This window comes from Paenibacillus sp. 4624 (assembly GCF_050435065.1).
GTDB classification, from domain to species: Bacteria; Bacillota; Bacilli; order Paenibacillales; family Paenibacillaceae; genus Paenibacillus; species Paenibacillus amylolyticus_D.
In genome coordinates this window covers 258,117-271,589 of record NZ_JBNDJR010000001.1, presented here as the reverse complement: position 1 = coordinate 271,589, position 13,473 = coordinate 258,117, and the positions used below count along the sequence as shown (strand labels likewise).

The following is a 13,473-nucleotide window of genomic DNA, read 5'->3' as shown; positions in this document are numbered from 1 at the left end:
AATGAAATAGTTCAAAAAAAAAAATCATACATCACATCTATTAATATAATGGAGGTATTCCCATGAACAAACGTACACTTGTCGCCTTGCTGCTGATTCTCGTGCTGGTGATCTCCGGCTGCAATGTGAAAACCAAAACCGAATCGCAAGAGCAGAACCAACCTTCCGATACGACGGAGACAGCACCAAAAGCGGTGGACATCGAATTGCTCGCCATGAGCTCATCTGAGAATGATGTCAATATTATCCGCGATCAGCTAACCAAAAACGGCTTCAATGTGAAGCTGAATCTGCAACCGGATTACGGCAGCTTTAAGTCCCAGCAGGACGCAGGCAACTATGATATCGCATTGTCCAGTTGGACAACGGTAACAGGTAATCCGGACTATGCAGTTCGCTCCCTTTTCAAAACAGGCGGGGACTACAGTATCCTGGCGGATCAAGAGATCGATAAGCTGATCGATCAGGCCGCTACGCAGACACCTGATGAATACAAAGAAACGTATAAAAAGTTGGAAGACCGTTTGGTTACCGATCAGGCGTACATCGCTCCCCTGTATATTTCTCTGAAAAGTCAGGCTGTGAACAAGGACATTCTGAATGTCGATACCGTTCGTCTGTCCAAATCCCGTGCGCTGGCGTGGGAACCGATTGAGTTCAAGGACAGTTCCAAAAACAGTAAAGATCCGTTGATTTTGACACAAGCAGCATCCGTACTGACTTCCCTTGATCCGATCAAAGGAAACGACGGTTCCATCAACCAACTTAATACCAATATGTATGTCCGCCTGGTGAACCTGACGGATGACGATCAACTGACAGCGGATGGATCGCTTTCACGTAATTTCACGATTGCAGATGGCAACTCCGAGTACTATTTTGTACTTCGTGACGATATCAACTTTGCCAAAATCGAGAATAAAAAGGCTGTCGATACCGGAGAGCGTGTGGGCGCAGATGACGTTATCTTCTCCCTCGACCGTGCCAAAAATAAAGATTCCGTCCCGGATCACCGCACATACAGTCTGCATGAACATATCAAACAAGCGGAACTGGTAACAGATCTGAGCGCACTGGAGTCAGCGAAACAATCCGGGGGTAGCGGAACCGTGCTTGAGGCTCTGAACCAAGGACTTGACAGCGATATTAAGGAACTGGTCAGCGATAAAAAACAAGCGAATAACGGAGCAGGCAAATACCAGGTGGTTAAAGTAACGACCACTGAACCTTTCCCGCAAGTACTGAACTATCTGGCGCACCAATCGGCCGGGATCGTATCCAAGAAACAAGTGGAAAGCATCAATACGTATGACGTCGCATCCTTCGATGTGAACAAGGATATTCCTTATGGCGATCAGAACACCGTGACCGAGGGTGCCAACTATAACAACACACTTTATACAAGCGGCCCTTACATTCTTTCTTATAAAAATGATTACGAAGGCGTCTTCCTGAAAAACCCGGGATATCGCAAAGGTTCCGACTTCGCACCGAAGATTGATCAGGTAAACGTACGCTTCATTGCAGATGCAGACAGCGCTCTTTCTGCTCTTCGCAGCAGTGAAATCCACCTGTATTACGGGGTGCCTGAGACGAAATACGATATTATCCAAAATGACAGCAAATTGCAGCTGCAAAGCATTCCAAGCAATGCCGTATCGTATCTGCTGTTCAACACAGCTAATCGTGAAGTAGCCAAGAGCAGTGATCTGAGAAAAGCAGTGCTGTATTCCATCAATCAGGATGAGATTCTGCAATTCTACAAAAACAACAAACTGAAGGCTTACTCCACCGTAAGCCCGCTTGTCCAAACCGGGAATGAACTCAAGGCTGATCCTGCCAAAGTGAAAGAACTCCTGAGCAAGTATAACGCGTCAAAATAAACCGTCCGAACACAAAAGGCTGTCACCAGGATCATGCAGATCCATCGGTGACAGCCTTTTTCCTATTCATCATTCCGGCACTTGGCAATCTGCCAAAATGTCTGGATAATGCCTCATGCTGTCCGCTTCTGTAATGCTTCGGATCACTCTGCAAGGTACACCTGCGGCAAGCGAATGCGGTGGAATATCACGCGTAACCACGCTACCTGCCCCAATGACACATCCGTCTCCAATCGTGACGCCGCCGCACACGGTAACGTTTGCGGACAACCACACATCATTACCAATCGTAACGGGTTTGGCATAACAGAGTGATTTCAGCTCACCATGTTGATTCAGCATCTGTCTCCGTTCACTCGCAATCAAAGGATGAACAGGCGTAACGATCGTGACATTGGGACCAAAGCTGGTGTAGTCTCCAATCGTCACTTGTGCATCATCCTGTATGGTCAGATTGTAATTCGCGAAAAAGTGATGACCGATCCGGGTATGCACCCCATAGTGAAAGAAAATCGGACCCTGCATAAATCCGCCTTTCCCCATCTCACCTATTAACTGTTGTACAATTTGCTGTCTTTCCTCCGTCTGTTCTTCGAAGGTTTGGCTATAACGCTGACTGAGATGATGAGCTTTCCTTTTGATTTCCTTCAGTTCCGGATCAGCCGGACTGAATAACATGCCCTTCATAATTCTCTCTTCTTCACGCATCGCGATTTCCCCTCATCTTATGTTTATTGCTGTAAATCCATGATCGCCTGAATCGTTCGCAATACACCATTTTCGTCATTGGATTTCGTAATGAATTGTGCGACACGTTTGGTATTCTCGCATGCATTGCTCACAGCAAAGCTGTATTTGGCAATTGCCATCAGTTCAACATCATTTTCTCCATCACCGAAGGACATCGTTTCGCGCGAAGTTACGCCCAGCATATCCTGCAATTTTTTGACCGTTTCACCTTTGTGCGTATGCAGCGCCGTAATATCCAGCCACCGGGGTTCCGAATCAACAATATAGATTTGTCCTTCCATCGTCTGTTCCACATGTTTTCGCAGCGCTGTGCAGCGTCCCTGGGGATCGAACACCGTAATTTTTATAAAAGAGCTACTGATGTTTGCAAAAGAGTCCGTTTTGATGACCTGCTCATACGAACTCTTCACCACCTTATACATCTCATCCGAAATGGAAGAATGCACATAAGCGGTATCGCTTGCACAAACGATAATGGTCATTTGGGGATCAAATGCCTGAATTTCCTGAATGGCTTGCAGTGCTAGCGTAGGCTCCATGCTAAACTCCCGAACCATCTGCCCATCCTTCTTGATACGGGCTGCACTGTCCCCAAGAATCCAAACACCTCTGCTATGTTCGCCGAATAATTTCTCCACCCGTTCGCACTGCTTTCCGGTGCACGCTACAAAAGTAATGCCTTTACGTTTCATCTCCTCATGAACTTCGTTGAATAACTCCATATCAAATGATCCTTGACTGTTTAGAAAAGTTCCGTCCAAATCGGTTACAACCAGTTTAATCATGATGTGTCCCTCCAGTTGATTGATAGGTGATGTTGGCAAACGTCTTTAAGCGTCTTAAAGAACCTCTGTAGCCCGTGAAAATTCAAAGTCACCTTTATCAAACATCTTTATCAAACATCTTTATAAACAATATTTATAAAGTGTGCAGAAAGTTCTTCTTCCCCTAATAGATTCTATCCCGTGTAACTGGTTTCATGTCAACAAGAAATTTCCGAAGCAATTCGTGGACTTATGTCAGCACAAAAAAATCCACAGTACTTGCCCTGCGGATTATAAGACTTCAGACAAGATAGAGGATTTCAAAGCTCGAAGAACCACACCTCTCAATCCCGCATCAAAGTCATCCTGGAACGAGCTCTGGTGTACAATCTCCGGCAACGTCGGCATCTCATGCTCTTTTACATATTGTCTCCACGCTGAGTCGAGCACCTCTCTCTTCACTCGGTCCTGATAGATCACAATCTGATGAGGGGCAACAACAGCATTAACCGTTTGTATAATCCGGCACACATGACCCGTATAGTCCTCGTTGCTCATTTCCTGTTTCCAGTCGGGTGAATACGGAAGATATTTGATCTCACCGAACATCCCGTTTTTGCCACGAATGATTTGTCCGTTCAACACCATGCCCATGCCAGGCGGGTAACGATTTGGAAAATAAATGCCTGCCACATCCTGCCCCTTTGTATGCATATGCTGTGTGTAGTAGCCGCTAACCGCTGCATTGACATCATTCTCGACAATAACAGGCAACTGAAACTCACGCTCGATCTCCCGAATCAGATGGGAATGAATAAGCTCATCATGGCTGCTTACCGTGATATCCCCGTCGACAGCCTGACCCGGGATACCTATTCCGATCATATGGATGGAAGGATGTGCCGCGATGAAACGTGTTATAAGTTGCAACACATGCTTTTTATCAAAAACAGGCAGCATGTTCTCCTCCTTCAACACAACCTCATTCTCGAGATTGATTACCGTGGCCGAGATTAACCCCTGACCTTTCATTTCTTTCATGGACAAAACTAGCGCAAGTCTATAATTGTAATTATATCGGTATGCTTGGGCAGGGCGACCGCCGTTCGATGGAACGATCTGATCTTGAATCAGCTCTCCGCCATCACATAACTCCTGAATTAGAGCGTTAATGGTAACTACACTAAGGTTCGTTAATGAAGCAAGCTGCGGTTTCGTTGCGGTTTCCTGTTGCTGCATGACTTCACGCACATTATTCATATTGATGTGTTTCATCATTGTAGCGTTCGCTTTTTTCATAAGCCTCTCGTTTCTACTCCGGTTCAACAGACCAAAGCAATTGTATTGATGTTATTGCATTCCATATCATAACATTATACATCGCTTTGCACATAATGCTCATTCAAACAGGTCATCTATAGATCGTACAGGTTGCACGTCCATCGACTGATTGGAAAGAGCCATATTTGCATAAACACCTGCCCAGATGATAAGAGCCATAATTAAATATGCCATCGTTCTCCTCCTTATTTCTTGTTTCACTTGTTTGTGAGTGAATGCACCCTCTTAATAAACTTACTTTATAAAGTTTATTTTATAAGTATGCAGACTTGATTAATCATTGTCAACAAGGAAAAGCAAGCTAATCGTTGTAAAAGGTATCTCATTGCCCTTTACTAACTGATTCAGCAGAAATGGATGTATCCAGTAACATTTATACTGTGTATCTTCGTTGTGTTTCTGGCAGCAATGTTACGACCTGGATGCCCAGCCCCCAAGCAAAATAGAGCAAATGAACGGGAGTTACGCATTGGATAAAGTACACTTGCACAAAGATCCAAACGAGCAGAGCATTTCCTGTATACAAGGAAAAAGTCCACGCCCAGTGACGTTCGGAGTAAAGATTCAACTTTTCCGCTAACGACCAATGAGACCTTTTCAACAGAGCCATACCAATCACTACAGGAAAAACTCCAAGAACCAGCAACAATATCATTCCAGGAATAAAAAAATTAGCAAAAGGGGAGTTTTCCAGCAACGAAACAGGCATATTCAACATACCTCCGGATGGATCAATCGTCAGCATCAATCCTCCCACAATTGCTCCAACCCCAAGCAAGCCATGCATTGTTGCAAGTAGGTATGATTTGTTTGCAGGCTGTGTCATCATCCATCACTCCCCGTATCTTCTTTTGCACATGCTATCGTTCGATTAACATAAGCGACACTCGCTATACTCATTTTCTCACAAACAAGGAGATAAACCTGTGTTCCTTTTCACTAGCAGGATCATACCATTCCTTATGGTAAAACTTGATAAAAGAACGTATGTTCGGTATAATGTTTCTATACACTGAATGAGCGAGGCATAATACGATGGATGACAAATTTATCAAGGAATTACGTAAGATCAGCCGTGACGACAGACGCCGATCCGAGTTCATGATTCAGGGCTTGAAGGAAACATTACAGGAACGCAAAGAGGAAGGTTTGTTGAAGCGATGGATGCGGCGGCGAAAGACGAAGAAAAACATCTCTGAGCGATTTAGCTCTGATTCGTCTTCGAGTCATAAATAGATAAATAAATAAATAGATAGACTTCAAAGCAAAAGAGGAGGCCACATAAGCCTCCCTTGATTCACTACATATATTTTAGAATGTTAAAGTAGTTCCTACTTACAGTATGGTCAGATGCACCTTTAAGGCAGGATGGCAAATGAACGAACCGGGAATCCTGATGCCTTCTCCGCTTTAGGTACGATGTTGAATATGACAGCTCCTTTAGCGGGAACCTGATCCAGGTTCGTTAACAATTCGACCTGGTAAGTATCCTGTGCAAGCACATAATACTCCGCTAACAGGGCTCCGTTCTTCTGGTAATCTACCGCGGCATCTGTATCAAACGTTTCATGACCAATCGCTTGAATATTGCGTTCTTCGAACAGGAATTTTAATGCAGCAACAGACCATCCGGGCGCATGGCTATTCCCAACGGCATCCTTGTTGTCAAAGTCTTCATGGTTCGGCCAGCGTTTACTCCAATCGGTTCGCAAAGCGACGAAGCTGCCTGCTTCAATCTTGCCATACTCCCGCTCGAATTCGAGGATATGCTCTACTTCCAAGGTGAAATCGGGATTACTCTCTACAGCAGCAGAGTGATCAATTACGACGAGCGGCAAGACCAGCTCTTTGAGTCCCAATTCGTCCAAGTAACGTGTATCGCGCACAAAATGAATCGGTGCATCCAGATGGGTGCCGTACTGGCCGGGAAACTTGAAGCTTTGAGCGAAGAAACCTTGATCATGATTAAACAACGTATCAAACTCCGCAGCATCAAAAGCAGAAAAATGCGGCGATGCCGGACCGAAGGTATGGGTCAGATCTACCCATTTCTTTTCTTTTAACAGCTGAATCGCTTGAATAAGTTCATTGGTCATCCGTTTCACCTCATATGCAGAATAGAATAAATTCCCCCTATTATATATCAACGTTGCACATTGGTGAAGAATCTAAGTTAATTTGTTAGTAGGTACATGCCTTGCCTATCCTAGGAAGCGAATTCTTACATATTACCAAGGAACCCAACACTGGAATAATCTTTTGATAGTTGTTTTTAATAAGCATTGTTGACCTCCAAAAATTAACATAGTTCAGCACTTATTCCGATAAAGAGACAGCGGCGGTGTCGATAAATGCCGCGCGCGGCGGGCCGCTATCTCAGCCGGTGGATACTTGGGAAAGTCTGTATCCTTATTGCATCCCATATCAGTGATATGCTAAGGCACATCATCCTGAATATAAACAGAGTTGCTAACAAGCGTATTCGCCACCTTCTCTAAAGCTTTTTCCTTCCAGCAACGCGGCACGATACAGAACTGAACAATACCCGTCCATGTTCCCACGCAGCAACCCCGACATTTTTCAGGTTGTTTCTCTGAAACCCTCGGAATAGCCGGCTCATTTCTGCTGTAAAAGTGACCTTCCATACTCTTGCCTCCAATACAAAAAGGCCGCTCACATGAGCGACCTTCTTATTTACGTTATTATAACGATTTAAGATAACATGCTATAACTTCGTATTTGCTTCACATTTTAAAGATATATTTTCCCACTATTATCGCAAACAACATCCACTTCACTGTTAGAATTAGTTCTTGCATTTTTTGAGCATACGGAGCGAAGAACTTGTTAACACATATCAACCCCCTTTTTTTCTTTGGTAAGTGATTTTTTTATAAATTCGTGCTCTAAAAAGGTAAAAAATCAAGTTGGTTGTAAAAATATGCGTATATTCAAAGAAAATATGGATTTTATCTTACGTACAAGGACTAAATGACAAAGAAATAGCCAGAATATTGGGAGTATCTCAACAAAACATCTCGAAACACCGCTTAAAAGCTCTAACTAAATTGCGCATTAACCGTTTTACGATATAAACAAGAATGTCAGCCTTTGAAGCTGACATTCTTTATTTCTCCGAAATTTTTTTAATCTCAAAAATAGTTGCCTCTGATAACAAGATAAGCCTCTCATTATTAACAACAAAAAAACTTAAACTTACAGGTATACTCATTTTTGTAGAAGGGTTGCTTACACCTATTGCTTTTACTACATCATTTTCATTTAAGTCTGGAATATCTATTTTATATGATCTATAAAAGGAATCTTTATTATTGCATGTCGCTGTAATCTCATATATTGGGTTTCTTAGTTCAGTTTGATATTGACTGTAGTTTTTAATTCCTTTTGATGAAAATAAGTCTTTTTTGATAAGGATTTCATCCCCAATAAATTTTTGACCTGTTGGATATTCAGAGGCATCATTATATGAATTTGCAAATCCTAAATGCTTCTCAACTTTCCAAGTTCCATAAAAATAATTTTCAGTTTCACTATCCAAACTTGTACGCTCTGCAGAACAGTAATCACTATTTTGCTGTGTTGTTACTTGTTTCCTGGGAGACTCGCCGGAACCTTGCGTGTCGGTTGCAGGCTTAACTGATCCACCACATCCTGAAAGCAAGATAAAGCTCAACACCATCAATACACCGATTACTTTTTTCAATCCTAAAATCTCCTTTTGTCTACATAGCAGAAATTATATCAGAGCAAACGAACCTAAAAATGACATAACATTAACATTATTTACGATTAAAGTTAATTTTATGTTATATGATCACAATCATTAAAATGCTTAAACAGTGCGGAGCGTTCATGATGCAGCCATGCCTTCCCCGATCTGCCCGTAGGCCCTTTCTCATAAATATGATTATTGTTTTTCTTTAAGACCACCTTAAGTTAGTAGCAATGAAACTTCGTCATTCTCACTGTTTCTCAAATTTAGTTTCTTTATCTCGGCATAAGTAAACCTATTTCCCCTTCATCATTTCGTCCTCTTCCATAATAAATTGTTACAAAATCCAATGTCCGATTGAATTTCCTTCCAAGAATAACAATCTTGCTACTACTCCTTCGTAGGGATCTATTAGATTATTTATTGCAAAACGGACATTGTTAGATATTGCCGCTTGTCCTTCATAATGACCGAATTTGCTGTGACATCCGCAGTCAGTTCATGTCCTGATTTCCGTTTTGAAACCGCTCCAGTATTCCTCTTCACTGAAAAGTATGTGCTCACCATGTTGCATTGATTCTTTGTACAAATAATATGGTTTGAAAAATACATATAACCAAACAAGAAAGACAAAAAAGCCGCTCTCCTGTATGGAGAACGGCGACTGAACTACAGGCTGAAGAACGTAATTCCTCTGATATTTAATCCAACGTCCATCTTCGGCTTACTCGGTCATCTCACCCATTCCAGACTAACCCGCAGTAATGACCAGCTTGCCCCGCGTATGATGTGATTCACTTTTTTCGTGAGCATCGCGCAAACCCTGTTCAGTGAGCGGATACGTTTCATCAATGATCGATTTCAGTTTTCCGGCAGCCGCAAGTTCGGCCAACTGTTCCAGTTGATCCCCTTTGGGTTCCATCATGAACACGTTACCTGTTACCCCAGCTTCTTTCGCTAGCTTCTCATCTGGCTGTTCCACAAGTGATACCAGACGTCCTCCAGACTTTAACACCTTGAAGCTGTCTAGCTGGATGTCACCGCCCATCGTATCCAGTACGACATCGTAGTCTGAGAGAATTTGCGAGAAATCCTGTTCCTTATAGTTAATGAAATGATCCACTCCCAACGAGCGAAGCAATTCTTCGTTTGCTGCACTCGCCGTGGAAGCCACTTCAGCGCCTAACGATTTGGCAATTTGAATGGCATATGTGCCTACTCCACCCGCACCGGCATGAATGAGCACCTTTTGTCCTTTGCCCAAACGGCCATGATCAACAAGTGCTTGCCAGGCTGTCATTGCGGCGAGTGGAATCGCTGCTGCCTCCTCGAAGCTCAATTGTTCAGGAATGCGAGCCACGATATCTGCATCTACAGCAACATATTCCGCATAGGTTCCGAATTGACGTGGGCGGGCGAATACGCGATCCCCTTCTCTGAAACGAGTCACGTTCGAACCTGCTTCAACCACGGTACCTGCCACGTCACCGCCCAAAATCATCGGCAGCTGATCCGCTGCTTCTTTCAAGTGACCTTGTCTTATTTTGAAGTCCACCGGATTCACAGAAGTTGCATGTGTGCGGATCAATACCTGATTCACACCGCATGCCGGCTTCTCTACTTCCTTTTCCTTTAATTGTTCGGGTCCGCCAAATGCTTCAATGACAATAGCTTTCATGTTGAATCCCTGCCTTTCTTTAAATGGAATGACATGTGAAGGGTTATGCTCATACTCTTCTCTATTTATGATTACCCCATTCATCGGTTGACTTGACTTGAAGTCACCGCATTTTCATTCGATAAATCAGACACGAGTTCAAAGCTAATGAATTTTTCGCAAAAATCTTAAAACCGCTTCTTCCAATTGACTCAAGCCGGGCTGCTCTATCGGAAAATGACCTGCTCCCTCCAAAATGACACACTCCTTCTCCACGGGCAGACGGTCAAAAAAGGGTTGGCTGAACTGTAACGGAGTCATTGGGTCTATCTCAGGATGAACCAGCAAAACCGGACACTGACTGAATCGATCCGGGCTAACCTCCGGCGTTTTATTCAGGAAAGTTCTTAATAATTCCAGAGGCACAGACGTAGCCGCTGCCTGTGGATCATTCATAATGAGACGGGTTAGGTCCTTGTTGTTCGTAATCAGATCCATTCGAGAAATCCGTTTAACCGAGATTCGTACAGCATCTAATACAGCAGGGAAAATATCCATCATGCGTTTCCCCACACGACTGACGAACCGATTCGGAGCAATCTGATCGCGCATATACGGATCACTCGTATCTACAAATGTTGTTGCAATTAACCCCTTCACATGTTTGTTCCTTACACTGACGTGATAAGCCAGCATACCACCAATACTGCTGCCCAATACAACGAAAGGTATGCCGTCTTTCTCATACTCCCTCTCCATAAGGTCATCTAACAGTGTAATCCATAACTCATAGTTTATTCGCGTGCCATGCAGTGCGTAGCTAAGACCGTACGGCGGCAGATCAGGTGATATCACCTCGTATCCATGTTGTTGCAACATTCGTGCATAAGGAGCGAGTAACCTGCCATTCCCCCCAGCGCCATGAATAAATAGTATTTTCACAGGCGAGTCTGCAACAGGTAATCGGTCAATATGAAGATGGATTCCATGGCTTTCCCACCACTCCTCCTCAGGGACGGTATTCTCATCCAACCTGACTTCTTCAGGAAAAAATGACTGATATTGCTTCCAATATAAATGTGTTGTTCTATAAGATGGCAAGCTTTCTCGCATATGTACGCTCCTTTTTCACTACATCAAAAAAGCCGTACGATGTACGACTTTAAAACTCCTCTATGATCATACTTATTTTGATTCACATTTCATCTAATCCGGGAACTGCACATGACCCGGTACAATGTATGCACCGCCAGATCCATCATTCGGCAGAGCTGGAATGGTGTCATACACCACTTTACCACGAATATCGGTGATCCGAATACTTAATTCTTCCTTACCCAGTCCCGTACCAAGGAAATGGTTATAATCTTGCTTTTCGAGATTAAGCCATGAGCCGTCCTTCTGCTTCACTTCAAACTTCAGCACCGGATATTTGTGATGACGGACTTGAATGGCTGCCCACCACTGACTGCTGCCTTCCTTAATCCGATAAGATACGTTCCCTTCAATCGGCGCTTTGACTACTTTCCAACGGATATTGATCTTCCCTGCTTGAGGATCACCAATCTGGTTGAACGCATTCGGTGAGAGATCCAGTGCTCCACTGGCTCCTTCCGGATATAAATCCGTTACATAAACCACGGTTTTTCCTTTGGGCCCTTGAACTTCTAGATAGGCCCCTGCTAAAGCAGCTTTGACACCATTATAATTAAGTTGATAGGGATTGAGTGCGGTAATCTTCATGTCTGCTGGAATCGGATCTAGCAGTACGGCACCACCCGAGTAACCCGAGCCCGTGTACGTAGCATACCCTTGATATGTATCATTCCAGGCAGCAGATGCAGGTAAAGCAAACAAGACAAGGCCGAGCAGTATACCTGTGGCAGACCTTCTTAAACGCTGGAATCTACTTTTCTTGCTCATTGTGTTACTCCTCCTTATCATTTTGGCTGTGATTCTAAAATATAGCTCTTCATTGTCACAGACAACGAATAACATTATTTTACATAATTTTTAAAATATTTAAATATGTTTCCGAAAAATCACATCTAAAGTCCTGCTTTATCATTCATAAAAAAGCGCCGCACTTGGGAGAAAATTCATTCTCCAGCAACGTGCGACGCGCTTCTCTTACCCTTATCCTGTTTCCTTGCGTTTCTCCCGATTACGGAATCGTTCATATTGCGCATAGAGGCGAGGAGATTCTTTCGTCAGAATAGGCCCAAGGACAGCCAGAATCAGCACGTATAACACAGCAAAGGATTGAATGGATGCCATCAGACCTCCGGCCTTACCGATGTTCGCCATGATGATCGAGAACTCGCCCCGAGATACCAGGGTAAAGCCCACATTTAACGAGGCCTTGTTCGATACTCCAGCCATTTTCCCTGCAATCATACCTGCACCAAAGTTACTTAGAATCGTTAGAACGACGGCAATCAGCGTCATCCCTACAGCTCCGCCGAGAGAAGATGGCTCAATCGTGAGGCCAAAGCTGAAGAAAAACAGGGCACCAAAAAAATCTTTGAACGGCATAATCTGCTGCTCAATTCGGCTGACATGTCTGGATTCACCAAGCACAAGGCCAATCATCAACGCACCAATCGCCTCAGCCACATGTAAGGTTTCCGAGAATCCGGCTACGAGGAAGAGCAATGTCATAATCGTAAGCAGGAATAACTCCGAGGACTTAATGTTCAATGCTTTATCGATATATTTAATACTCTTCCTGCCGATAATCAGGAACAGTACAATAAACAGCAGAGCAGAGAGAGATACCAGCAGCACACTTACAAATGAAGTTGCCCCGCTAAGCACAAGCCCAGTCAGAATGGAAATATGAATGGCAATAAACAAGTCATCAAACATAATCATGCCCATAATAATTTCTGTCTCTGGATTCGCGGTACGTTTCAAGTCCACGAGCACTTTGGCAACAATAGCCGTCGATGAACTCGTCATGATCCCGCATACGACCATCGTTTCCTGAAGTGGCAGATTCATGAACCAGCCCAGAAGCAAGCCTGATACAAAATTGAGAGCCACATAGAATATACCACCGGTAAGGATGGCTTTACCCGATTTTAATAACCGGGAGACCGAAAATTCCAATCCCAGATAAAACAATAAAAATAAAATACCCAGCCTGCCCATAAATTCAATAAAAGACGAGCTTTCGATAAATCGTAAATCCACAATGCCAAACTGTGGTGCATGCGGTCCAACGGCCATACCGACCAGAATGTAAAATGGAATAACCGAAAATCGTAGTCGTGCAGATATTAATCCCGTAAGTGTAATCAGCGCAACGGCAACCCCCACTTCGAATATGAGCATATCCATACG

14 protein-coding genes are annotated in these 13,473 nt (G+C 43.6%); 3 read left to right on the top strand and 11 right to left on the bottom strand.

Annotation, left to right across the window (positions count from 1 at the left end):
- The first annotated feature begins 62 nt into the window (after positions 1-62).
- Entirely contained in the window at positions 63-1,883 is a 1,821-nt protein-coding gene (locus tag ABIE27_RS01210) for an ABC transporter substrate-binding protein (RefSeq protein ID WP_123062730.1), read from the top strand.
- A gap of 69 nt (positions 1,884-1,952) precedes the next feature.
- On the opposite strand, the gene ABIE27_RS01205 is transcribed toward ABIE27_RS01210, so the two are convergent.
- The 4 genes from ABIE27_RS01205 to ABIE27_RS01190 form a co-directional block, all read right to left on the bottom strand.
- Positions 1,953-2,591: a sugar O-acetyltransferase gene (locus ABIE27_RS01205; RefSeq protein WP_123062731.1), complete on the bottom strand. Its 639-nt coding sequence runs from the start codon at positions 2,589-2,591 to the stop codon at positions 1,953-1,955.
- Between the two features lie 23 nt (positions 2,592-2,614).
- Positions 2,615-3,418, bottom strand: a complete 804-nt coding sequence (locus tag ABIE27_RS01200; RefSeq protein ID WP_123062732.1) for an HAD-IIB family hydrolase — start codon at positions 3,416-3,418, stop codon at positions 2,615-2,617.
- A gap of 270 nt (positions 3,419-3,688) precedes the next feature.
- The gene (locus tag ABIE27_RS01195) at positions 3,689-4,672 is read right to left on the bottom strand and encodes an ROK family protein (RefSeq protein WP_240036626.1); all 984 of its coding nucleotides are present in this window, start codon (positions 4,670-4,672) and stop codon (positions 3,689-3,691) included.
- A gap of 439 nt (positions 4,673-5,111) precedes the next feature.
- Positions 5,112-5,564: a hypothetical protein gene (locus ABIE27_RS01190; RefSeq protein WP_240036627.1), complete on the bottom strand. Its 453-nt coding sequence runs from the start codon at positions 5,562-5,564 to the stop codon at positions 5,112-5,114.
- A 209-nt stretch (positions 5,565-5,773) separates the two neighbouring features.
- On the opposite strand from ABIE27_RS01190, the gene ABIE27_RS01185 reads away from it, so the two are divergent.
- Entirely contained in the window at positions 5,774-5,974 is a 201-nt protein-coding gene (locus tag ABIE27_RS01185) for a hypothetical protein (RefSeq protein ID WP_429349732.1), read from the top strand.
- Between the two features lie 122 nt (positions 5,975-6,096).
- On the opposite strand, the gene ABIE27_RS01180 is transcribed toward ABIE27_RS01185, so the two are convergent.
- A complete protein-coding gene (locus ABIE27_RS01180; RefSeq protein WP_123062736.1) occupies positions 6,097-6,834 on the bottom strand; it encodes a cyclase family protein in 738 nt (245 codons plus the stop codon).
- A 339-nt stretch (positions 6,835-7,173) separates the two neighbouring features.
- The gene (locus ABIE27_RS01175) at positions 7,174-7,299 is read right to left on the bottom strand and encodes a hypothetical protein (RefSeq protein ID WP_275670019.1); all 126 of its coding nucleotides are present in this window, start codon (positions 7,297-7,299) and stop codon (positions 7,174-7,176) included.
- A 366-nt stretch (positions 7,300-7,665) separates the two neighbouring features.
- Here ABIE27_RS01175 and ABIE27_RS01170 point away from each other — a divergent pair, with 366 nt between their 5' ends.
- Positions 7,666-7,833, top strand: a complete 168-nt coding sequence (locus ABIE27_RS01170) for a sigma factor-like helix-turn-helix DNA-binding protein (protein ID WP_161556846.1) — start codon at positions 7,666-7,668, stop codon at positions 7,831-7,833.
- A gap of 32 nt (positions 7,834-7,865) precedes the next feature.
- On the opposite strand, the gene ABIE27_RS01165 is transcribed toward ABIE27_RS01170, so the two are convergent.
- The 5 genes from ABIE27_RS01165 to ABIE27_RS01145 form a co-directional block, all read right to left on the bottom strand.
- The gene (locus tag ABIE27_RS01165) at positions 7,866-8,462 is read right to left on the bottom strand and encodes a hypothetical protein (protein ID WP_123062739.1); all 597 of its coding nucleotides are present in this window, start codon (positions 8,460-8,462) and stop codon (positions 7,866-7,868) included.
- A gap of 760 nt (positions 8,463-9,222) precedes the next feature.
- Positions 9,223-10,149 (bottom strand): NADP-dependent oxidoreductase, encoded by a 927-nt coding sequence (locus ABIE27_RS01160; RefSeq protein WP_123062740.1) that lies wholly within the window; start codon positions 10,147-10,149, stop codon positions 9,223-9,225.
- Positions 10,150-10,293: 144 nt separating this feature from the next.
- On the bottom strand, positions 10,294-11,241 hold the full coding sequence (locus tag ABIE27_RS01155) for an alpha/beta hydrolase (RefSeq protein WP_123062741.1): 948 nt from the start codon (positions 11,239-11,241) through the stop codon (positions 10,294-10,296).
- A gap of 93 nt (positions 11,242-11,334) precedes the next feature.
- Positions 11,335-12,051 (bottom strand): expansin EXLX1 family cellulose-binding protein, encoded by a 717-nt coding sequence (locus ABIE27_RS01150; RefSeq protein WP_123062742.1) that lies wholly within the window; start codon positions 12,049-12,051, stop codon positions 11,335-11,337.
- Between the two features lie 213 nt (positions 12,052-12,264).
- Entirely contained in the window at positions 12,265-13,470 is a 1,206-nt protein-coding gene (locus ABIE27_RS01145) for a cation:proton antiporter (protein ID WP_123062743.1), read from the bottom strand.
- Positions 13,471-13,473 lie beyond the last annotated feature (3 nt).